The organism is Paenibacillus artemisiicola, assembly GCF_017652985.1.
GTDB classification, from domain to species: domain Bacteria; phylum Bacillota; class Bacilli; order Paenibacillales; family Paenibacillaceae; genus Paenibacillus_Z; species Paenibacillus_Z artemisiicola.
The window spans coordinates 21,823-44,308 of the sequence record NZ_JAGGDJ010000047.1 but is presented as its reverse complement, the minus strand read 5'-3'; the positions used below and the strand labels follow the sequence as shown (position 1 = coordinate 44,308).

The window sequence follows — 22,486 nt, the reverse complement described above, 5'->3', positions numbered from 1 at the left end:
GGGAACGGCCCGTGCAGCTGGTGCGAGCCCGCGCTCTGCACGGCCTTCGCGAACGCCGGCTCGCGCTGCAGCAGATGCACGGCGAGCCGCATGCCCCGGCGGCGCGCCTCCAGCTCGCGCGCCCGCGCCGCGTCCAGCGCGTTCGCTCTCGGCAGGGTCAGCGCGAACTCGGCGTAGACGTGGCCCGGGCCGCGATAGCCCGGCCGCAGCCGGACGGCGCCGCCGTCGATGCCGATCTCTGCCGGCACCGCCAGCTCCGCGGGCAGCCCGCCGGACCAAGCGTCTTCGCCCGCGCCGACGAATTCCAGCGTGCGCCAATAACGCGCCTCCGCGCCGGGCGCATACCCGGACACGTCTTCGCCGGCGAGCGCGGCGCAGAGCGCCGTCTCGGTCGCGTCGACGACGAGCGGCGCCGCGATGAGCTGGCGCCCCGACTTGTTCGCGACGACGATGCCCGACGCGCGCCCGTTCCGGCGCGCGATCGCGACGGGCAGGGTCGCGTACAGGAATCTCACGCCCGCCGCTTCCAGCAGATCCTCCAGACTCCGCTTCAGGGCGTCCGGGTGCAGCGGCGCGTCGACGCCGCGCGCGGACGCCGCCTCAAGCCGCTCCGCGCCGCCCGCCTGCCGCTGCGCCTCCAGCACGTGCGCCAGCAGCGCCGGCACCGGGGCGCCGGCTTCCGGCGCCGCGAGCCACGGCCGCAGCGTCGCCGTCAGCTCGCGGCCCATATAGGTCCGCGGCTCGACGAGCCAGACGCGCTTCCCCGCCGCGGCCAGCTCCAGCGCGCAGGCGATGCCGGCGAGGGAGCCGCCGACGACCGCCGCGTCGGCCTCGCCCAGCACCGGCACCGCCGCGCGCGCGATGTTCAGCTTGTTCATCCGTATCGCTCCTCCCGCATGCCGTTACGCCGTCGCGATCTCGATCCGGACGGCGCGGTCCGGCGAACCGGCGGCGATTTCGTACACGTAGTCGCCGATCGGCTTGATCGCGGCTTCTTCGCCGTCCACGCTCGCGCGCGGCGGCTGCTTCTTGGCGGCGAAGACGAACCGTCCGCCCTCCCGCAGCGTCACGACCGTCGCGGCGCCCTGCGCTTCGCACCCCGTCACCGCCGCCGACGAGATATATTTGTCCGCGAGACCGATCGGCGCGATGCCGCCCGTCAACGGCACGACCGCGAACAGCGCGTAGCCGCCTTCTTCCAGGCGGATCGCTTCGCGCTTGCCGGCCGCGAGGAACGAGCAGCTCTGCGTGAAATGCTCATAGACCGCGAACTCGTCGCCGGCCAGGCCAGGCACGTCGTCCGGACCGATGAAGCCGTCGACCGGCGCCGATTCGCGATGGATATGGAACGCCGCCACGACGCCCGCGCCGCCGGCCGTATTCCACAGCTTCAGCGGCACCGGCGTCTCGGCCGGATCGGCCAGCAGGCAGTCCGGCGCCGGATTCGGCGTGCCGTCGCAGCGGATGATCGCGCCGTCCGCATAGATCAGCGGCCAGACGTTGGCCGAATTCGTGTTGCCCGGCGCGTCGCTGATGTAGATCGGGCCGCCGCTCACGGAGCGCAGCACCGCGCTTTGCTTGTCGTCGTGGTTGTTCGTCCAGTACATGTCCCAATCGCCCCAGTAGAAGACGCCGTGATAGTACGAATTGTAGCCGTTCTGAAGCGCGTGCTCCGGGAAGCCCCGTTTCTCCTGCGGCACGAAGTCGTCGCTGTTGCGCGAGACCGCCGATTTCGGCCGGTGCCAGACGTTCTCGGACGCCATGCCCATGCAGTTGATGATCGTGCCGTCGAAGTGCAGCGCGACCGACGCTTCCAGCGCCCCGTGCGCCGCCGCGGCCGCTTCGCCGACGGACCGGCGCTCCTTCAAATAGTTCAGCACGGCGGCCTGGCTGTCCACCTTGACGAAATCGACGCCTTGGCGGCGCAGAAAGCCGTGCCACGCGTGCCAGAAGCCGAAGCCGCGGCCCGCTTCGGGATACGGGATCAGGTTGCCGCGCGGCACCTGATACAGCGACTCGCGGTTCTCGCGCGCGATCGCGCTGTCCGCGTGCACGCCGCCCCAGTAGCCGGCGATCGTATGCCAGACGCCGACGTGGCGGATGCCGAAGCGCTCCTTGAGCGCCGCGACGGTCCGCTTCAGGCCGCCCGGGAATTTGACCGGATCCGCTTCGAAATTCATGAGCTTGCCGTCCTTGATCTCGGACCAGCCGTCGTCGATCATGACCCAGCCGACCGGCAGCCCGAGCTTCCGGAGCTCTTCGGCCTTCTCCAGCAGCCCCGCCTCGTCGACCTTGTGGTAGAAGGCGTCCCAGCTGCACCAGCCGAGCCGGTCCAGCGGCGCCGGATACGTCTTCCGCTCGCGCGGCAGCGTCGGATAATCCAGCGCCTGCAGCGCGGCGTCGACGTTCGCCTGCACGAGCCGGTACGGATCGTCGCCGGCGGACAGCGCGAACGCCAGCGTGTCGCAGCGGCGATGGCCGCTCTCGTAGGCGGACAGCCGCAGCGCAAAGCCGCCTTCCGCGCCGGCCGCGTCCGTGCGCCAGACGGCGCCGGTCACCGGTAGCAGGTGACGGTAGCCGCCGGCCGACCGCCACAGGATCGATTGCGTCCGTCCCGGCAGCCGCGCCGGATCGGCGTCGAAATGCGGCCGCGTCCACCAGTCCTTATGCTGGTAGTTCGCCATCAGCCCTTCGATCGGCTCCGACGGCCGGACCGTCACGATAATCGCGTGCTCCGCCGCGAACATGCGCTGCGGGCCGAAATCGTTGTCGTTCGCCGTCTCCGCGCTCACGCTCGCCAGCGCGGTGCCGTCCGCCAGCACCTCGACGCGCACCGAAGCGCGCACCGTCTCCCCCTCGTCGGCGTACCGGTACACGCCTCCGCTTTGCTCCGCGTCCGGCTCGAAGCCCCGCGGCGCCAGCGTCTCTAGCGCCCGTCCGTCCAGCTTGACCGCGACCTCGAACGGCCCGAACGCGATCGAAGACGCGCGAAAGGCGCCTTTCTCGTTGAATGCAAACATGTCTCCCCGCTCCTCCCGCGATCTATCCGCGAATCGAATGATGTTCGTTTATCCCAGCGCGTGCAAAGCGACCGACAGGCTCGCCGCGTCGCCGACGTGCTCGCCAAGCCCCGAAGGCACGATCTCGCAGGCCGACAGCGACAGCGGCAGCGCCTCGCGGGCCAGCTCCTCCATGACGATCGGGCGCAGCAGCGCCTCCTGCCGCGCGTAAATGCTGCCGATGACGATGCGCTCGGGATTGAGCACATCGATCAGGAGCGCCAAGCCTCGGCCGAGCTTGCGCCCGACGAGGCCGACGACCTCAAGCGCCAGCGCATCGCCATCGTTCGCGGCGTCGAACACCGCTTTGGCCGTAATGCCGTCCAGCTCCGCGGCGTCCGCGCAGATCGCGGTCGCGCCGCCTTCCCCCAGCCTTCGCTCGGCCATCGCCCGTCCCAGCCGCGCGATGCCGCCGCCGCTGCAGAAGCCTTCGAACGAGCCCGCTTTCCCGTAGCCGACGGGGCCGTCGTCCTCGAGCCGCATATGGCCGACCTCGCCCGCCATGTCGGAGATGCCCGCGTACAGCCGGCCGTCCAAGATCAGTCCGGCGCCCATGCCCGTCCCGAACGTCAGGAAGATCATGTTCGAGACGCCGTAGCCCGCGCCCCACTTCCACTCGGCCAGCGCGCAGGCGTTGGCGTCGTTCTGCAGGGCGACGGGCACGCCGAACCGCTCGCGCAGCGGCGACACGACGTCGATGCCGTCCCAGCCCGGCAGGTTCGGCGGCGACAGCACGAGGCCGCGGCGGCTGTCGAGCGGCCCGCCGCAGCTGATGCCGATCGCCCGCAGCGGCCCCGCGTCCTTGGCGTCCGCCAGCAGCGCTTCCATCGCTTCGCCGAACTGCCGGATCGTCTCCTCCGGCGTCGCCGGCGTCGGGAAGGCGCGCTTCGCCGCGATCTCGACCTTGCCGTCCGCGGCGATGCCGAGGACGGCCGCGCATTTCGTCCCGCCGATGTCGAATCCGCCCAGCAGCATGCTCATCCGAAGAACGCCTCCTCGAGCATCATGCACAAGGCGTGATAGATAGGCAGATGGCGCTCCTGGATGTCCGGCGTGCCCGCGTACGGCACGCGGACCGTGACGTCGCACAGCTCCTTCAAGCGGCCGCCGCCTTGGCCGGTCAAGCCGATCGTCGCCAGGCCGAGCGACTTCGCCACCTGCACGGCGCGGACGACGTTGGCCGAATTGCCCGACGTGCTGAACACGACGAGCGTGTCCTCCGGCCGGCCGTAGCCGTACACCTGCTGCGCGAACACCATGTCCGCGGCCACGTCGTTGATGTACGCCGTCGCGAGCGCGCTCTGGCTGACGAGCGAGATCGCCGGCAGCGCGCCCTGCAGCCGGTCGGCGATGTACGCGCCTTCTTCGCCGTGGATCAGCATCTTCTCGCGCTCCGATGCCGGCAGCTTCCGCGGCGACATGAAGCCCTTCATCAGCTCGCCGACGACGTGCTCGCAGTCCGCGGCGCTGCCGCCGTTGCCGGCCAGCAGCATTTTGCCGCCCTTGCGGAACGAGGCCTCCATCGCCTCGAACGCCTGCCGGACCGATTCCCGGCACGGCTCCAGATCGGGATATTTCGCAAATAGTCCGTTGAATACGTCGCTCACCGCAACCACTCCCTATTCAATATCGTCGCCGAGCCGCTTCAAGTGCTCGATCGCCTTGACGAAAAACGTGTCGCTGCCGAAGCTGCCGGATTTCAGCACGAGCCGGTACGGCGTGCCCCCGAGCGCGAGGCAGGAGGGCAGCCCGGGCTCGATCTCCCGAAGCAGCCGCAGGCCGCGGACGCCGAGGGCGCCGCATACCGCCGCCGACGTCTCGCCGCCCGCGATCAGCAGGCTGCGCTGGCCGGTCCGCTCCGCGACCGCCGCCACGACGGACGACAGCGCGCCCGAGACGACCCGCGAGATGTCCGTGTTGCCGCTGCCGAGCGTCCGCGCGAGCGCCTTCGTCGCGGCGACCTTCTCCGGCTCGTTCGACGCGTGCACCACCACGTCGCGCCCCGCGCGCAGCTCCGCGCAGGCGAGGCCGATGAGCGCTTCGAGATGCGCGTCCTTCTCTTCCGGCCGCAGCAGCACGAGCGAATCGAGCTCGAGCGCCGCGACGCCGCTTCGCTTCGCGTAGGCGAGCTGCGCCGCCGTCTGCGGCATCAGGCTGCCGGCGGCGCACAGCACGCCGCCCCCCGGCGCGCCTTGCTCCGCGCCGGCACCCGCCGCAAGCGGAGACGCGCCTTGGCCACTCGGCCTGCCTTCGCCGGCCGCTCCGCCTTGCCCGCCGCCGGCCGCGGCCGCCCGCTCCGCCGCGATCAGGAGCGCCGACTCCTCCGACAGCGCCGAGCTGCCGCACAGAATCGGCTCCTCCTTCGCCGCTTCGGCGATGATGCGCAGCGACGCCTGGTCGCGCACGTCGAGAATCAGGTACGCGCACCGCGTCCGCATCCGCTCGATCTCGGCGCGGAGCGCTTCCGGCCCCCGCTCGACCGTCTCGATCGTCAGCAGGGCGACCTTCCGCTCCGTCTGCTTTTGCAGGATCGCGACGAGGTTCGACTCCGTCATCGGATGGACGGGGTCGCGCCGGAATTCCGATTCCTCCAGCAGCTTGCCGTGCACGTAATGCACGCCGCCGAGCGTCGTCCGGCCGTTCTTCGGAAAGCCGAGCGCCACGACGGCGAACGCGGCGCCGAGCGTATCCAGCATGGCGTCGAACTCCGGCCCGACGTTGCCCCGGAAGACGGAGCACGTCTTGTTGACGAACCGGACGCAGCCGGCCTCCCGGAGCGCGCGCGTCGCCTTCGCGGCCTTCGCGTACGCTTCCTCCGGGCGGTCGAGCCGCGAGTTGGTGTCGATGACGAGCACGTCCGGCCGGTCCTTGGCGACCGCGTCCGGGTCCCATGCTTCGAGCGGATAGACGTCCGTGCGCAGCCCCGCCTTCGCGTACATGATGCCGATGTCGTTCGCGCCCGTGATATCGTCCGCGACGATGCCGATCATCCCGCTCATCCTTCCCACTTCCTTCTCGGCCGGTAGCCGGACTTCTCCAGAAAATCGCTTTCGATCGTCTTCGGCAGCCGGTTCAGTCCGATGCCGGCGCCCAGCGCCTCGACGATCATCCGGCAGGCCATCTCCAGCGTCTGCAGCGCCATACGCGCTTCCTTGACGCTCGCGTCGTATACCAGCACGCCGTGATTCTCGAGCAGCAGCACGTTGGCCGACTTCGCCTTGGCCCGCACCGCTTCGCCGAGCGCCGCCGAGCCGGGATGATGGTAGCCGACGCGCTCGATCCGCTCGAGGTAATACATCGTCTCGACGAACAACCCGGACGGCACCGGCTCGGACGCGCACGCGAACAGCGTGCTGTAGAACGGCGACGCGTGCAGCACGGCGCCGATGTCCGGCCGCTCCTCGTAGACCGCGGCGTGCATCGGCACTTCCTTGGAAGGCTCCTTGCCCGTCCCCCGGACCGCGCCCGCGCCGCCGGAGGCGAGGGCGCAGTCGGCGAAATCGTCTTCGCCGAGCTCCCCCAGAAACGTCCCCGTCGCGGTGATCAGGAAGCCGCCGTCGCCGAGGCGCGCGCTGATGTTGCCCGCGTTGCCCCACGCCAGCCCGTTGTCCATCATGTACTTGCCCGCCGCGCGCAGCTCCGCGGCCGTCTCCTCCCGCCGCGTCATGCTACGCGAGCTCCCATTCCAGCATGCTCGTCTCCGAGACGGCCGCCTCGGCGTTCGCCGGGACGCGGAACGTCTTGATCTCCGACGGCTTGAAGTCGGCGCGGATGACCCGGTTCCACTTCGGCAGCCGGATCGCGGCGGACGTCGCCCGCTTGGCCGTCTCGTAGCAGCGGACGATCAGGTCGTTGTTGTCCTCGGCCTTCTTGACCGCGCTCACGATGATGTTGTCCTGATCGACATTGACGAACGAATCCGTCTGCGGCAGCTTGCCCTCGTGGAACGTCTCGATGACCGCTACCGGCTTGCAGTTCAGCTCGGCCGCGCGGCGCGCCGTCCCCGCCTGCTCCCACGTGCCTTGGTGCGGCAGCAGGGCGTAGTTGAAATGCTGGATGCCTTGGTCGATGAACGAATATTCGCCGTTCGGGTCCGGCTCGTACGGCACGTGATGGGCGTAGATCGGGCTGCGCAGCACCGTCAGCGCCATTTCCTTCGCGTGCATGCTGTAGCTGTACTTGGCGTCGTTCATCAGGCTGAGGCCGTACACGTCGTTCGTCTCCTGCACGATGCCCGTGTAGTCGACCCAGTTTTGGCCCGGCTCTTCTTCGCCGTTATGCTCTCTCTCGATGGTGCCATATGGAATTTCATAGGTTTGCTTGCTGAAAATGACGTTGACCGGGAACACGAGCTTCAGCATCTTGAACTTCTCGCGCCAGTCGACCGTCACGCTGACGTCGATCTGCTTGCTGCCCGGGTACATGGCGAAATCCTGCACCAGCTTCGAGCTGCCGTACTCGCTGACGACGCGGACGACGGATTTGACCGGCCCGTGCTCGATGCGGAGCACCTTCGCCGCCTTGAACGTCTCCGACGGCCCGTTGAAATGCAGCACGTCGTGGCTCCACGTGTCCGACTTGTCTTCGATCACGACCGGACGCGCGCCGTCCTTCATGACCTCGAAGTTCAGCTCCTTGTCCTTCAGGCTCTTGATGAAGCCGGTGTGCTTGTCGAATTCCAGACGCAGCAGGCCGTTCTCCAGCACGAGATCGCTCGCCGTGATCGGCTCGCCGACCGGCTTCAGCGACGCGGACTCCTTCACGAGCTTGTACGTGCGGTAGCCGAGCGGGGGCAGGTCCGCCATGAAGCTGAGCCGGTAGCGGCCGCGCGCGGACGCCTGCGACTTCACCGTCTGGAACGGCACCGGCTTGCCGGTCTCGTCGAGCAGCACGCTCGCGTCCTTCATGCCGCCGACCTCGAGCTCCACGTTGACGCGGCTCTGCCACGCGTGCGGGTTGAAGACGACGATCGGGTGCATGGACTCGTCCTGCTCGATGCCGATATTCCACGAGAGCGATTGGACGGCGTAGTTGAGCGAGCGGTCGGCGATCGCCATCGCTTCGCCGAACAGGTAGCGCGCGTCGTCGTACGCCGCTTCCAGGCTCGTGCCGGCCAGGATGTCGTGGAACTGGTTGAACAGCACGTTCTTCCACGCGCGGCTGAGATCCGCCTGCGGATACGGCTGGCCCGTGATCCACGACGCGAGCGCCGAGAATTTCTCCGCGGCGATCAGCCGGTTCTCCGCCTCGCGGTTCCACTGCTTGATGCCGGAATGCGCGGCGTAGCAGCCGCTCGCGTGGTGCTGCAGGTCGTCGTGCACGACCGGGAAGGACAGGCCGGATTCGACCATGTCGTCGAAGTATCGGTCCGGCGTCGCGAATTCGAGCTTCGGCAGATCGGCTTCCCCGTTCATCCGGCGGATGCTGGCGATGTTTTCCTTCGTCGGGCCGCCGCCGTGGTTGCCGACGCCGTAGAACAGCATCAGATCGTTCAGCGGCTCCTTGAATTCGCCGAGGCAGCGGCGGACGTGGTTTTCCAGGTCCTTGCCCCATGACAGGTACTCGTACATGATGCGGAACGTCAGCACCTTCGAGCCGTCGTCGGACTGCCACCAGAACGTGCGGCCCGGCAGGCCTTTCTCGTTCGGCATCGGGCGCATCATGACGTAGTAGTCCATGCCGCTCTTCTTCAGGATTTGCGGCAGCATGCCGTTATGCCCGAAGCTGTCGACGTTGTAGCCGACCTTCGCGGTCACGCCGAGCTTCTCCTTGAAGTAGCGCTGGCCGTACAGGCCTTGGCGGACGAACGACTCTCCGCTCGGGATGTTGCAGTCGGGCTGGATCCACCAGCCGCCGACGATGTTCCAGCGTCCTTCGGCCACGCGGCTCCGGATTTCTTCGAACATGCCGGGGTCGTTGTTCTCGATCCATTCGTACATCGCGGCCGAGCTCGAGGTGAAGATGAAATCCTCCGATTCCTTCATCCGGTCGAGGGCGGAGCGGAACGTCGCTTTCGCTTCCTGGAAGCCCTCCTGCCATTGCCACAGCCATACCGGGTCCAGATGCGCGTTGCCGATCATATACAGCTTCTTGTCTTTCATCGATGAAGTCAGCTCCTATCAAAACGTGTTGGGCGATCACTTATTCATAGAGCCGCCGCGCGGCCGCTTACAGGCGGAAACGGTCCGCGCGGCCGGCGCTGCAGACGAAGTTTTGCATTTTGTCGATGACGGTGCGCTTGACCGCGCCGCGGCCGACGGCCAGCCGTTCCGGCGAGAGCGACTTGCACTCGACGTTCGACATCCGCTCTTCGCGGCCGAGCGCCGCCAGCAGCGACAGCTCGAGGTCGGTGGCGATGTTGACCTTGCTCACGCCGCCGCCCGGCAGGCGGAACGCGTGCTGCATCATCTCCGCCGGCACGCCGGAACCGCCGTGGAGGACGAGATGGACCGGCGTCAAGGCGCGGATGGCCGACAGGCGGTCATAGTCGATTTTCGGCTGCTTCACGTTGTAGACGCCGTGCGCCGTGCCGCACGAGACGGCCAGCGCGTCGACGCCGGTCAGGCGGACGAATTCCGCCGCTTCCCGCGGGTCGGTATACAGCTCTTCGTCCTTGTCGGTCTCGACGAAGTCCGTCGTGCCGATCATGCCGAGCTCCGCTTCGACCGAGACGCCCTTCGCATGCGCGTAATCGACGACTTCCTTGCTGTCCTTCACGTTGCCGTCGAACGGCTTCTCGGAGGCGTCGATCATGACGGACGTGAAGCCCGCGTCGATCGCTTCGGCGATCGCGGCCAGCTCCTTCGTGTGGTCGAGATGGAGCACGACGGGCACCGTGATGTTCAGCTCGCCGAGCTGGCAGTAGAATTCTTCGCCGAATTCCGCCGGCGTAATGCCGTAGCGGATCAGCTCCTTATGCGAGATTTGCACGATCAGGGGCGAATTCGCCTCTTGGCCGGCCTGCAGCACGGCCGCGATCATCGGCGTGTATCGCGGCGAGAACGAGCCGATCGCGAACCGGCCCGCTTCTGCGAACTCCAGCGCGCGTTTGAGGGTGATGACGTTTTGGGGCTTCGTTTGATGAGACATGTATGATTTCTCTCCTCTCGGTATCCGCTGTTTTTTATCTCTGTCGGTTAACGATCTGTTTCGTAACGCGCCGTTCGTCAGCGCGCGCGGGCCAGCGTATCCCGCACGCGGTTCATGCCCGGCTCCGGGCTCGTCAGGAAGCGCGCCCGCTCTTCCGGCGCGAACCGTTCGACGACGCGGGCCATCGACGCCTGCGCCAGCACGACGAGCTCCGTGTCCGCCGCCAGCTCGCGCAGCGCCTCCGCCAGCTCGTTGTCGTGGCCGTCCTTGTCCCCCGCCAGCAGGAGCTGGTAGGCGGTCGAGGCGACGACCGGCACGAGCTCGACCTCGCGGCCGGCCTGCTCCGCCTTGGCGCGCAGCTGCCGCTGCGTCGGCTCGAGCGTGGTCGCCAGCGTCGCGGCGACGCCGATGCGCGCCGCGCGGGCCACGGCGTATTCGGCCACGGCCTCGTCGATGCGCACGATCGGCACGCCGATCTCCGGCTGCACCTGCGCGCACAGCTCGCCGATCGACGAGCAGGCGTTCAGGATGCAATCCGCGCCTAGCTGCTCGGCGATCCGGGCGTAATCGCGCCAGCGGCCGCGCACTTCTTCGACGCGTCCGCCGTTCGCCGCCAGCTGCGGCAGGACGGAATCGTCGACAAGGTTGACGACGTTAAGGCCGGGCATCAGCGACAGCGCGAGCCCCTTCAGCGGCTCCACCGTCAGCGGCGTCGTGTGGATAATGGCCAGCTTGCGGCCGGACCAATCGGTTCTGCTCTCTCCCATGTTCGATCATCCCTTCTTCATTGCGGCCATGGCCGCGTTCAAATCCGGAAACGCGCCCGATGCCGCCGCGGCGTACGCCGCGGCCCCGAACGCCGCCTCCTCTTGCGTCTCCGCCAGCTGCAGCGGCAGGTTCAGATGCTCCCGCAGCAGCCGCTGCAGGACGGGGTTGCGGCGGATGCCGTTCCCGGAGCCGGCCGCGTTCGTCACGCCGCCGAGCAGCCGTCCCGGCAGCAGGTGCACGTAGCCCAGCAGCTCGTCGACGATGCCGCCGAGCACGCCCGCCGCGAAATGGCCGGGCGTGAAGTTGGCCGGGCCGATGCCGGCCACGTGGCCCAGCACGAGCGGATCGTGGCGCGTGCCGTAGAACTGCGTGGCGAACCGGAGCTGGCCGAGCCCGTCGTCCAGCGCCTCGCCCGCGAGCGCGTTCATCCGCTCGTAGATGTCCGCGTCGTCCAAATCGACGTCCGCGAACGCGCGGCACGCCGCCTTGAAGAACCGCTCCAGCAGCGCGTACGACTTGCCGCCGCTAAGCGGCGCGCCGACGAGCAGGAAGCCGCCGCCCGGGAACGGGCGCGTCTCCAGTCCGGCTACCTCCTCCTGCCTCGGGACGTACACCGACATCTGCGAGCCCGTGCCGACGTTGACGAGCAGCGTCCCCTCGAGCCGCGGCACGGCGCCGATGAAGCTCGCCTGGTTGTCGCCGATGGCGCAGGCGACCGGCTTGCCGTCCGGCGTCGTTCCGAGAATCCCGTCGCCCTTGCAGACCGGAGGCAGCAGCGACGCGTCGATGCCGGCGCGCGCGAGCGCCGACAGGTCGAAGGCCAGCAGCCGGTTCGAGAACAGCCCGAGGGCGGCCGCGTTCGACGCGTCCATGCGCGGCGCGGCCGACCCGGTCAGCCGCATGGCGACGTAATCGCCGATCGTGCACAGATAAGCCGCGTCCTTCGGCACTTCGCCGTTCAGCTGGTTGTAATAGTGGGTCGCGAGCCCGTAGCCCGCGCTGACCGCATGGCCGGACAGCCGGCCGAGCTGCTCGGCGTACGTCCCGTCGCCCCGCGCCATGGGCAGATCGGCCCGCCCGTCCTGCCACGTATAGAGCGGACTGACGCTGCAGCCTTCCCGGTTCACGTACAGCACGCCGTGCATCTGGCAGGAGATGCCGATCGCTGCCGCCTCGTCCCAGTATGGCGCGCTGTCCGCGATCAGCTCGCGGACGAGCGCGACGATGCGTTCCGGCTCCTGCGCATGCTCCCAGCTTCGTTCGCTCGGCAGGGCGGCGTCGTTCGCTTTCGTCGCCGCGCTGACCGTCTCGCCCTTGTCCGAGGCGATGACGAGCGCGATGGATGTGGTGCCGATATCGATTCCTGCTACTTGCACGATGCGTGAACCTCCATTCGGGATTGGATCTTGACTGGCTTGCGGCTGCTCCGGGTCCTCGGCGACGGCGCGTGCGGCGTTTCCCTTGTTCCTCCTGCCGCTTCGCTTCCTTGCAACGCATTCCTATTCGCCCACCGGATTCTCTGCTGTCTCGGTCTGCCGTCGGTCTGCCTCCGGCCGCCGGCCCGAACCGCTACAGCTTCAGGTCTTCGGCGTACGCCTGCGCTTCTTGGGCGGCGTACAGGATAAGCCCGATGCACCACGAATGCGACAGCGTCAGCATCATGCCCTTCGGCTGGAAGCAGTTCGTGTTGTAGAACCGTTCGGTGACCATGCCCTTATAGGCGTTGAAGTCGCCGTCCTCCCGGGCGATGAACTGCAGGAAGCAGGCGATGTGGTCGCGGGTCCGGTCGAGGTAATACGCGTCCTTCGTGTACGTCCACAGCCGCAGCATCTCGGGCACGCAGAACAAGCCGTAATTATGCAAATGCTGATTGGACGTCGATGCCTGGTCGGCGCCCCGCGAGCGATAATCGTACTGCGCGAGCAGCGTATGGCGCGGGAACGCCAGGTTGTACGTCCAGCGGAACGTCATCATCCAGTCCGCCGCGCTCGCGGCCAGCGCCAGCCACTGCGGGTCGCGGTCGTGCTCGTACAGATGCACGTACGAGGCGACCGCGTTGTACGCGTCCTCGGACGTCGGCGTCAGATGGACGTCCTCCGGCGCGCCGTAGATGTACTCGTCGCGGACGAACTTGCTATAGTAGCCGCCGGCCAGCACGGCCGCTTCCGCGTAGCGCGCCTCGCCGAAATAGGATGCCCCCTCCAGCAGCGCGGCAATCCACAGCAGCCCGCCGGCGCCGTCCCATTCTTCCACGTCGCCGCTTTGGCAGTTGTAATACGAGCCGAAGTTGCCGTCCGCCCGCTGCCGGGACGCCGCGAAGTCCAGGTTGGACCGCACCGCCGCCTCCCAAGCGGGATGCGCCTCGCCGCGCTCCCGTTCGAACGCGAGCGCGCGCGCCATGAACAGCGTCGCCTCCGCGATCGTGCGGGCCTGCAGCCAATCGGACTTCGGATTCCAGCCGGCGGTCCAGCCTTTGCCCGCGACCCACGACGCCCAGAAGATGCCGCTCGGCGAGAGCCCGCCCGCGATCTTGTCGAGCACCGCGGTGCCGGCCGACGCGTAGTCCTCTACGCCCTTCCGCCGGCCGTAGGCGAGCAGCGCGTACGCGTACGGCGCTCCGCTGACCCAGCCGACATGCATATGGGGACGGTCGCCCATCCCTTTGACGTTATTATTGAATTCGCGGTCAAACGCCGCCGTCTCGTTCAAAATCCCTTCCTCGGGATCGTAATGCCACGTGTAGAGGCCGTGCGCCGTCAGCTCCGCCGCCTGCTCCAGGCCCATCCACGGGTTCAGCCCGTGCTCCGCCGCGTCCAGCCGGTACATCCGGCGCACGAACGGATCATAGGCGTGCGGATCCGGGCCCGCGGCGTACGCGTGCAGCTTCAGCGTGACCGCCTGGCCCGGCGCGAACGCCGCGACGGCGACGTCCGCCGGTCGCGGCACCGCGTCGCCGACGAAGGTGACCGGCGTCTCGCGGTACGGGAAGTCGAGCCAGATCGCCGTGCCCGCCTCGTTGCCGCGGAAGCCGAGACCCGTCAAGCCGAGCTCCGACGTCTCGCCGGTGCAGAGCGCGCCGCACATGCCGTCGTTCCAGGCGAACACCGCGGGCAGCGCCGCGCGGTCCGAACGGAACGACCAGCGGTCCGACACCATCTTGCCGGGATCGCCGCCCCGGAAGTCGTAGCGCGGATACATGCGCAGGTTTTTCTCGAACCGGTTCTCCTTGTAGAACGCGCCCGGGATCATCCAGTCGGGCCGGCCCGGGCCGAGCAGCTCGCACCCGAACGTCAGCCCGAACGCGCCCGGCGCCTCGCCTTTATAGACGAACCGCAGCGTCACGTCGTAGACGCCGCGCGCGTCGGCGGCGGCCGTCCAGACCGCCTCCGCCTCGTACAGCTCCGACGCGCCGGTCACCCGCAGGCCGCCGCCGCCGTCCTCGGCGATCTCGCCGATCGGCAGCTCGCCGATCTCGCGGCCCTCGGCGTCCCATACGGCCAGCAGCCGGCCGAACCGCATGCAGTTCGCGCCGTCCTCGCTTCCCGGGGCGAACACCCGAAGCTCGCGGCCGCCGCCGCTCCATTCCGCCTTCCAACCCATGCTATCTCCCCGTCCTTTCGCTTACAGCTCCAGCTGGTACAGCTCGATCAGATTATCGCGGAAGATCCGGTCCGCGAAGCGCATCGCGTCCTTCTCCTTCATCGCGCCCTCGGCGATCTTCTCCGCCAGCGCGTCCGCGACGATGCCCCGCGCGAGCTTCAGGTGCGCGTACGTGCCTTCGACGTAATTGTAATCGCCGCCGAAGCCCTGAATTTTCGTCTGCGGCACCATTTCGATCATTTGGTGCAAAATTCCTTTCGCCGCCGTCGGCGAAATGATGTACGTCCACGTAAAATCCGTGTACACGTTCGGATAATTCTTGGCGATGCTGAGGTACGCCTCGTGGTACGGGAACCCGCAGTGCAGCAGGACGAACTTCGCGTCCTGGTATTCCGCCAGCAGCGGGAGCAGCAGCGACGCGTTCGAATTCGGAATCAGGTTCCCGTTGCTCGACACGCTCGTCTCGTGGTGCCCGGTGTGAATCTGGATCGGCAGCTCGTACGCGGCGGAACGCTGGATGACGAAATGAATGAGGTAATCCTGCAGCGGTTCCGACTCCGCCTGCGACAGCCCGTCCTCGAGCGTGCGGCCGATCAGCCGGTTGAATACGGCTTCGGCTTCCTGGAAGGTCGGCTTCGAGCTGGCCAGCGAGCGCCAGTAGGCGTGGCCGAGCTTCGTCGCCACCATGCCTTCCGATTTGAATCTATGCAATAAGGCATCCACCGCGTCCAGATAGGCCGGGAACGTATGTACGTTCACGCCGGCGCTGCGTTCCACGTCGCGGATGTCCTTTCGATTTCGCAATTTAAAGGTGAAATCCATGAACATGATCGGGCGGAACCGTTCATAGTCCAGCTTCGTCGTCTGAATGAGCGTGAACGCCAGGTCGATGCCCGATTTCTCGTACAGCACCTTGTCGTACCAGCCCGGATCGTGCGTCGCCGCTTTGACTTTCTCGTTGACGGCCAGAATGCCGGGAACGCTCCAATCGTGAAATCCGTACAGATCCTCCATCGCGGTCCGGAACATCCGCGCGTACGTCGTGTTGCTCGTCCGCCCCCAATGCTTCAGGAACGTCGCCGCCCGCTCTTCGTCGGTGCCGGCTTTCCGGCCCAGCGCGCCGCGCGCCATGCCGGCCGTAATCAGGTCGGAGTCCAAATAATGCATCAGCGAGAAAAAGTCCTGGTTTTCGTGCTTGCGGATTAGCGGGGTCGCCAGATGTTCATGTCCGTCGATGATCCGAAGTTGCTTTACGTATTCATGAATGCTGCTCATCGGGCCGATTCTCCTTCCAAAAATGGGCGACTGCCTCTCCGGGAGAAGCAGCCGCGCCTTGTGCTGACCGATTAGTCTACGTTCAGTTCGGGGAACGTGTTTTTCACTTCTTTCTTGAACGCGCTCACGACGTCGTCGAAGCTCTTGTTGTTCGTCACGCCGTCGCCGGCGGCTTTTCTCCACTTGCTGAGGATGTCCTCGCCGTATTTGTCGGCTTTGATCGCCGGCATTTCCTTGACGGATTCATAGTACGGCTTCAGGATGTTCTGATCGCCGAAGAAGGCGGATTTGTACGTCTCGAGGTTCGTTTCGTACACCTTGCCGTTGCCCGGCATGTTGCCCGTCTTTTCGAGGTTGTGCTGCTGCCATTCTTCACCCGCGATGTACTTGATGAATTCGTACGCCAGGTCTTTGTTGTCCGATTTGTCGTAGATGCCGCGGTACGTGCCCCCGACGTAGAAGCCTTCCGGCGTTTTGGCGACGCCGTATTTGCCGTTCGCCTTGTTGTCCTTGTTGTCGATCATGAAGCCGGCCCATGCCGGCATCGACGTCAGGACGACGCTGCCGTCGTTCAGCGCGTTGCCCCAGCCCGCCGACATGAACGGAAGCTTGGCGTCGACGTTGTTTTGGCGGATTTTTACTTGAGCGTCGTAGACCGTCTGCCATTTCGGATCGATGTTCAGCTTGCCGTCCTTGACCCACGGCTCCGTGTTGTACGCTTCGATGTCGAACAGGTCGCCGGAGTTTTGGATCAGATGCTCTTTGCCGCCGCTGTCCGTCGCGACTTTCTTGCCGAGCTCGACGATTTTATCCCACGAGCTGACCATGTCGCCGATTTTGTCCGGGTCGTCCGTGCCGAGGTATTTCTTCGCCACTTCCTTCTGGTACCAGAAGCCGCCCGGCGAGGAGTGGTCGGAAATCGCGCGCAGCTTGCCGTCGGTCGAGCGTCCCAGCTCTTGTACGTATGGAATGTAGTCCTTCACCAGATCGTCGCCGCCCATCGCGGACAGGTCGGTCAGGAATTTGGAGTCGATGAACTTGCCGATGTAGCCGCGCTCGAGGTCGAAAATGTCGGGCACGTCCTTGCCGGACTGCAGCGCCGTCAGCAGCTTCGTCTGGTACTGGTCGCCCGGGAACATTTTGACGTCGACCGTCACGCCCGGATTTTTCGCATGGAACTGGTCGGCCATGTCTTTGACTTGATCGAAGAACGTCCAGATGACGAGCTTGCCGGACAATTCCTTCGTGCCGCCGTTCGCCGCGCCCGCGTTCGTGCCGCCGTTGTTGGCCGCGCCGCCGTTCGCTTCTCCCGCCGCGTTGCCGCCGTTGTTGGCGTTGCCGCCGTTGCCGCAGCCCGCGAGCAGGCCGGCAGCCAGTACGACCGATGTCGTCATCGTCAGCCATTTTTTCGTTTTCAAAACCGATCTCCCCTTTTTCATGGTTTCCTTGAGACGTTTGAAATGCGTGAAATGCGTACCCCTTGATTGCGCGTTCGCTCCTGACCGTTCCGGTCATGCATGCCCGATCGGCGGCATCACCTCTTTCAATGGAATTCGGTTCGGATCAGCCTTTGACCGCGCCTGCCGCGACGCCGTCGATGATCCGCTTCGACATGAACGAGAAGAACACGAGCACCGGCACGACGGCGATGACGATGCCGACGTACTGCGCGCCGAAATCGGAAGTGAACTGCGATTTCAAGCTCGCGATCATGACCGGGAGCGTTTGCAGATTGTTGTCGAACAGGATGATCATCGGGGTGAGGAAGTCGTTCCATTTGCCGATGAAGGCGAAGATGCCCAAGGTCGCCAGCGCCGGACTCATGATCGGCAGCACGATCCGGTTGAAGATCTGCAGCTCGCCGTAGCCGTCCATCCGGCCCGATTCGATGATCTCCGTCGGCACCGACGAATCCGCGAACTGGCGCATCAGGAAGATCCCGAAGGCGTTGTGGATCGCCGGCAGAATCAGCGGCCAGTAGGTGTTGAGCATGTTAAAGGAATCCATCAGCTTGTAGAAGCCGATGATGCCGAGCTGTCCCGGAATCATCATCGTGCCGAGCACGAACAGGAACAGGAAGCCGCGGTACTTGAAGTTGTATTTCGAGAAGCCGTAGCCGGCGAGCGCCGCGAAATACACGTTGATGATCGTCGATATGACCGTCAGGAAGACCGTGTTGCCGAAGCCGCGCCAGATGTTGACCGTGTCCTTCAGCCGGTTGTAGTTGTCGATGAACTGGTCGCCCGGGACGAGCAGCAGCTTCCGCGCGATATCCGAGTTCGTGTGCGTCGACGTGATGATCATGCTGTAGAACGGAATCAGACAGGTCGCCGCCACGGCGATCAGAAACAAGTACAGGATTCCTCTTGAGATGGCTTTAGCCATGTGCTTCGCCTCCTTAATCCTTCAGCCGCGAGGCCCGGGCGGTAATTGCCGTGAAAATCATGACGACGAAGAAAATGCCGTACGCGACCGCTGCGCCGTAGCTGTAATCGAAGTTCTTGAATGCCGTCTCGTACAAGTACATGACCATCGTCCGCGCGGTGTTGTCCGGGCCGTCGCCCAGCATGAGGGGCGCGTCGAACAGCTGCAGGCCGCCGATGACGGACGTGATGAAGATGAACAGGAACACCGGCCGCAGCAGCGGCAGCGTAATGTAGAGCGCCGTCTGCGTCTTCGAGGCGCCGTCGATCTCCGCCGCTTCGTACACTTCGTTCGGAATGCCCTGCAGGCCGGCGATGAAGACGATCATGTTGAAGCCGAAGTACTGCCAGCAGATGACCGCCGAAGCGATGAGCCGCGACCACCACGGGCTGTTGAACCAGTTGATGGGATCGTGCACGATGCCGAGGTCCATGAGCAGCTTGTTGATGCTGCCCGTCTGCCAGTCGAACATGAGGCTGAAGATGACGCCGAGCGTGACCGGCGTAATGATGTGCGGGAAGAAGTAGACCGCCCGGAAGAAATGCTTGCCCCGGATGAATTTCTCGTTCAGGATCAGCGCCAGCAGCAGCGCGAGGATCAGCTGCGGCGTGTTCGAGAGCACCCAGATGATCAGCGTGTTCCAGATCGTCTGGTAGAAGAACGTATCGTGCAGCAGCCGCGTGTAATTCGCGAAGCCCACGTAGACGGGGTCGGTGAAACCGTCCCACTTCATGAAGCTTAAGTACAAGGTATACAGAATCGGCGCCAAACCGAATACGGCGAATCCGATGAAGAAAGGCGCGACGAAGAAATAGCCGTAGTACGATTTGTTAACCTTGGAGCCCATTCGACCTCACCTCTTTTCTATAATTTTCCGCACGAATCGCGAATTATGAGCGTCGGCTTTAACAGATAATGGTTGTCTCCGTCGTCCTCCGCGTTCCCGTCGATTTTCCGGAAAAGTCCTTGCGCCGCCTTCATGCCGATGTCTTGAAACGGCTGCCGCACGGTCGTCAGCGACGGATACACCCATTCGGAAATCGTGATATCGTCGAAGCCGACGACCGACATCCGCTTCGGAACGTTCAGGCCGTGCTCCTGCGTGGCCCGCAGCGCGCCGATCGCCGTCTCGTCGTTCGACGCGACGACGGCGGTGAAGCCGTCCGCCTGCAGCAGCTTCTTCATGGCTTGATAGCCGCCCTGGTTGCTCCAGTCCGACTGCATGACCCATTCCGGGTTGTGCTTCAAACCGAGATGTTCCATCGCCTGCAGGTAACCTTTGAAGCGGTACTTGTTCGCCGCCGCGTGGTCCGGGCCGGAGATGTACGCGATGTTCCGGTGCCCGAGGCCGTGCAGGTATTCGACGATCTCGTACACGCCCGCCGCGTTGTCCACGTCGACGGAGAAGATACCGTCCATTTCGCCGTGGTCGCCGACGAGCGCGATCGGGTAGCTGGAGCTTCGGATCTGCTCCAGGTCCTGCTTGGCCCGCTTTTGGAAGCTGACGAGGATGATGCCGTCGACTTGCCCTTCGTACAGCAGGTTCAGGAACGAGATTTCGTCCTCGTAGTTCGACGTCCAGCTGAGAAAGACGCAGTTATAGCCTTTCATATTCGCAACCGTCTCGATCCCGCGGATAATGCCGGAATAGAAGATGTTGGAGATGTTGTCGACCACGACCGCGATGCTGTTCGTCCGGTCGAGCACGAGCCGGCGCGCGTTGGCGTTGCGGTGGAAGTTCAATTCTTTGATCGCTTTTTCCAACGCTTCCTGCGTCTCTTTTTTCACTTGCTGTCCGTTCAAATAGCGGGAAACGGTGCTCTTCGACGTCCCCGCCAGCCGTGCTACGTCATGAATTGTCGGCCCCACTTGCGATCACTCTTTTCTGTTATCGTTTCCCGTTTGCGCCATTTGGCTTCGAACGCTTTTGGGAACGTTCCCATTTTAGCAAATAATACCGGTGCCACGATAGCGTTTTCTTCGGAAACCGATATTCGGGAACGTTCCCAATCTTGTCGAAACAACCACACTACTCCCTGGATGTCAGGCATGGCTGCCCTGGAACCTGGAAGCAATCTCCCCGAAAGTACGAGAAAAACGAGTCGCCCATGTTTTCGTCTGGTTTTGGGAACGTTCCCAAAAGACGCAAAAAATAAAATCTCTCCTTGAAGCCGAGAATCGGAATTGTCCGCATCCGAATTGCCGCGTTTGTTCAAACGCCTTCGTTCGTTTTGGGAACGTTCCAATTTCGATAAGTCAAAGAAGTGATGTGTCCATAGTAGCGCTTTCAGCAAACGGTGTCAACCCATGCGGATACATTGGAATCATTCCAGTTTACATCCAGTTTTTCATTCCGATTCGCCGGACTTCCGTTCCCGGCTGCCTTCTCCGCATGCAAAAAAGCGCGATCGCCGATTGCTCGGAAACCGCGCCGTTATTGGAGTAAATGGTGCTGGTGAAGGGAATTGAACCCCCGGCCTACGCATTACGAGTGCGTTGCTCTACCCCTGAGCTACACCAGCTTGTACAACCTCGTTCGCTTGAGGCGACTTTTATAATATACCGCAGGAGTGTGAAGGAGTCAATGCTTTTTTAAAAATATTTTCCCGTCCTTCCGTCAGGCGTCCTGCGACCTCGCTTCCGCCCGCTCTTGCGCCCGGGAGGGCGACTCCCCGCCGGCCTGCGCGGACGCCGGAAGCCGCAGCGTAAACCGGCTGCCCTCGCCCTTGCGGCTTTCGAGCGAAAGCGTGCCGCCCAACAGCCGCGCGAGCTGCAGGCTGATGGACAGCCCGAGCCCCGTGCCGCCGTACTTGCGGCTGATGGAGCCGTCCTCCTGCCGGAACGCCTCGAAGATGAGCTGCTGCTTCTCCTCGTCGATCCCGATGCCCGTATCCGCGATGGCGAACGAGATCCGCATCGGCGGAATCATGCGCACGGCCGGCCGGCCCCAGGCTCCGGGATACCAGTTCCGCAGCCGGCGCTTCCGGAGCGCGGAGGGCTCGATCGGCATGCCGCCTTCCGCCTTGACGACGATGCGCACGCCGCCCGACTCCGTGAATTTGAACGCGTTGGCGAGCAGATTGCGCAGGATTTGGTTGACCCGCAGCGCGTCGGTCTGAATCGCCTCCGGCACCAGCGGGCCCATCTCGATCTCGAACGCCAGGTTCTTCTGCGCCGCGATGGGCAGAAATTGCTGGTACAGCGTCTGCACGAGCTCCTGGGTCGAATGCGGTTCGATGTTGATGTCCATCTTGCCGGCCTCCACCTTGGAGAGGTCCAATATATCGTTGATCAGCTGCAGCAGATCGTTGCCCGCCCCGTTGATCAGCTCCGCGTATCCGGCTTCCTCCCCGGCTTCCTCGCCTTGGTCTCCGCGCTCCTCTTCGCTCTCCTTGAGCAGCTGGGAAAGCATGATGATGCTGTTAAGCGGCGTCTTCAGCTCGTGCGACATGTTCGCGAGGAACTCCGACTTGTACTTGTTCGCGAGCATCAGCTCGCGCGCCTTCGCCTCCACGTCGCGCTTCGCCGCCCGCAGCTCGCGGGTTTGCCGGCGGAGCAGCATGTTCATTTTGCGAAGCTCGTCCACCCGCTGCTGCTCCTTCTGAAAGTCGCGGATGATGAACACCAGCAGCGCGCTCAGCAGTATTCGCAGCGGGAACGAATACAAGCCGTAATGCAGCCAAAATTGCTTCGCCGTCACGTCCGGGGACGCCATGACGACCAGCGTCGCGTTGAGGGCGAAGAGCACGTTGACGAAGCCGAGCGCGAAAGCGCTCTTCGCGAAGAAGGTCCACGGCTTGGCGTGCAGCCATTTGGTCAGCCACATGGACAGGACGCCAAGGACGACCATGTTCAGACAGGCGCCGAACGCCGTCTGATCGAAGCCCATCAGCAGCCGGCCGATGCCGATGCCGAGTCCGATCATGAGGATCGCCGGCGGACTCGGGAATACGAGGACGGCGACGACGACCGGCAGAAACCGCAAATCCAGCACGAGCATGCCGTCGGTCTTCAAGCCGAACGCCATCGCGAGCCAGCCGGCGAGAATGAACACGGCGACGGTGATGCCGTATTTGACCCGGGCGGGTGCGTATTGAAACAGGTACCGGTACCCGAGATCGAATAAGTACGCCAGCGCGATCAGCAGGCTGATGTTGGCGAATAACGCTTTAGCAAAGACGAATGTCAAGTCGTTGATCCTCCCGCATTCCATTTCCCGTCATTACCCGTTCCTTCCCGGCTTGAAGCAGCGCGGATAAACTTTCCGGCAT

General features: G+C 64.8%; 17 protein-coding genes and 1 tRNA gene. All 18 read right to left on the bottom strand.

The features are described 5' to 3' along the window. On the bottom strand, positions 1 to 878 hold an 878-nt coding region (locus tag I8J29_RS28385), incomplete at its 3' end, for an FAD-dependent oxidoreductase (RefSeq protein WP_208850711.1). A gap of 24 nt (positions 879 to 902) precedes the next feature. Beyond that, complete coding sequence (locus I8J29_RS28380) at positions 903 to 3,020, bottom strand: Sip1-related alpha-galactosidase (protein WP_208850710.1); 2,118 nt, start codon at positions 3,018 to 3,020, stop codon at positions 903 to 905. Between the two features lie 48 nt (positions 3,021 to 3,068). Further along, on the bottom strand, positions 3,069 to 4,040 hold the full coding sequence (locus I8J29_RS28375; RefSeq protein WP_240546548.1) for an ROK family protein: 972 nt from the start codon (positions 4,038 to 4,040) through the stop codon (positions 3,069 to 3,071). Continuing rightward, a complete protein-coding gene (locus I8J29_RS28370) occupies positions 4,037 to 4,666 on the bottom strand; it encodes a D-sedoheptulose-7-phosphate isomerase (protein WP_338113309.1) in 630 nt (209 codons plus the stop codon). Before I8J29_RS28370 ends, I8J29_RS28375 begins: the two co-directional genes overlap by 4 nt. 12 nt (positions 4,667 to 4,678) lie before the next feature. Next, positions 4,679 to 6,058 (bottom strand): four-carbon acid sugar kinase family protein, encoded by a 1,380-nt coding sequence (locus I8J29_RS28365; RefSeq protein WP_208850709.1) that lies wholly within the window; start codon positions 6,056 to 6,058, stop codon positions 4,679 to 4,681. Then, the gene (locus I8J29_RS28360) at positions 6,055 to 6,726 is read right to left on the bottom strand and encodes a class II aldolase/adducin family protein (RefSeq protein WP_208850708.1); all 672 of its coding nucleotides are present in this window, start codon (positions 6,724 to 6,726) and stop codon (positions 6,055 to 6,057) included. Before I8J29_RS28360 ends, I8J29_RS28365 begins: the two co-directional genes overlap by 4 nt. A 1-nt stretch (position 6,727) precedes the next feature. Then, on the bottom strand, positions 6,728 to 9,160 hold the full coding sequence (locus I8J29_RS28355) for an alpha-mannosidase (RefSeq protein WP_208850707.1): 2,433 nt from the start codon (positions 9,158 to 9,160) through the stop codon (positions 6,728 to 6,730). A 67-nt stretch (positions 9,161 to 9,227) separates the two neighbouring features. Continuing rightward, entirely contained in the window at positions 9,228 to 10,148 is a 921-nt protein-coding gene (locus tag I8J29_RS28350; RefSeq protein ID WP_208850706.1) for a class II fructose-bisphosphate aldolase, read from the bottom strand. 77 nt (positions 10,149 to 10,225) lie between these two features. Further along, positions 10,226 to 10,915 carry an aspartate/glutamate racemase family protein gene (locus I8J29_RS28345; RefSeq protein WP_090639216.1) on the bottom strand — a complete coding sequence of 230 codons (690 nt, stop codon included), beginning with the start codon at positions 10,913 to 10,915 and terminating at the stop codon, positions 10,226 to 10,228. 6 nt (positions 10,916 to 10,921) lie between these two features. Further along, on the bottom strand, positions 10,922 to 12,292 hold the full coding sequence (locus I8J29_RS28340) for a sedoheptulokinase (protein WP_208850705.1): 1,371 nt from the start codon (positions 12,290 to 12,292) through the stop codon (positions 10,922 to 10,924). 193 nt (positions 12,293 to 12,485) lie between these two features. Then, positions 12,486 to 14,516: a YyaL domain-containing protein gene (locus I8J29_RS28335; protein ID WP_208850704.1), complete on the bottom strand. Its 2,031-nt coding sequence runs from the start codon at positions 14,514 to 14,516 to the stop codon at positions 12,486 to 12,488. Positions 14,517 to 14,537: 21 nt separating this feature from the next. Beyond that, on the bottom strand, positions 14,538 to 15,791 hold the full coding sequence (locus I8J29_RS28330; protein WP_208850703.1) for an amidohydrolase family protein: 1,254 nt from the start codon (positions 15,789 to 15,791) through the stop codon (positions 14,538 to 14,540). Between the two features lie 71 nt (positions 15,792 to 15,862). After that, positions 15,863 to 17,209 (bottom strand): ABC transporter substrate-binding protein, encoded by a 1,347-nt coding sequence (locus I8J29_RS28325; RefSeq protein WP_208850702.1) that lies wholly within the window; start codon positions 17,207 to 17,209, stop codon positions 15,863 to 15,865. Between the two features lie 145 nt (positions 17,210 to 17,354). Continuing rightward, a complete protein-coding gene (locus tag I8J29_RS28320) occupies positions 17,355 to 18,176 on the bottom strand; it encodes a carbohydrate ABC transporter permease (protein ID WP_208850701.1) in 822 nt (273 codons plus the stop codon). Positions 18,177 to 18,189: 13 nt separating this feature from the next. Beyond that, positions 18,190 to 19,062 carry a carbohydrate ABC transporter permease gene (locus I8J29_RS28315; RefSeq protein WP_208850700.1) on the bottom strand — a complete coding sequence of 291 codons (873 nt, stop codon included), beginning with the start codon at positions 19,060 to 19,062 and terminating at the stop codon, positions 18,190 to 18,192. A gap of 17 nt (positions 19,063 to 19,079) precedes the next feature. Then, complete coding sequence (locus tag I8J29_RS28310; RefSeq protein WP_208850699.1) at positions 19,080 to 20,084, bottom strand: LacI family DNA-binding transcriptional regulator; 1,005 nt, start codon at positions 20,082 to 20,084, stop codon at positions 19,080 to 19,082. A gap of 578 nt (positions 20,085 to 20,662) precedes the next feature. Then, a tRNA-Thr gene (locus I8J29_RS28305) sits at positions 20,663 to 20,737 on the bottom strand. A gap of 95 nt (positions 20,738 to 20,832) precedes the next feature. Continuing rightward, a complete protein-coding gene (locus tag I8J29_RS28300) occupies positions 20,833 to 22,404 on the bottom strand; it encodes a sensor histidine kinase (protein WP_208850698.1) in 1,572 nt (523 codons plus the stop codon). Between the last annotated feature and the right edge of the window lie 82 nt (positions 22,405 to 22,486).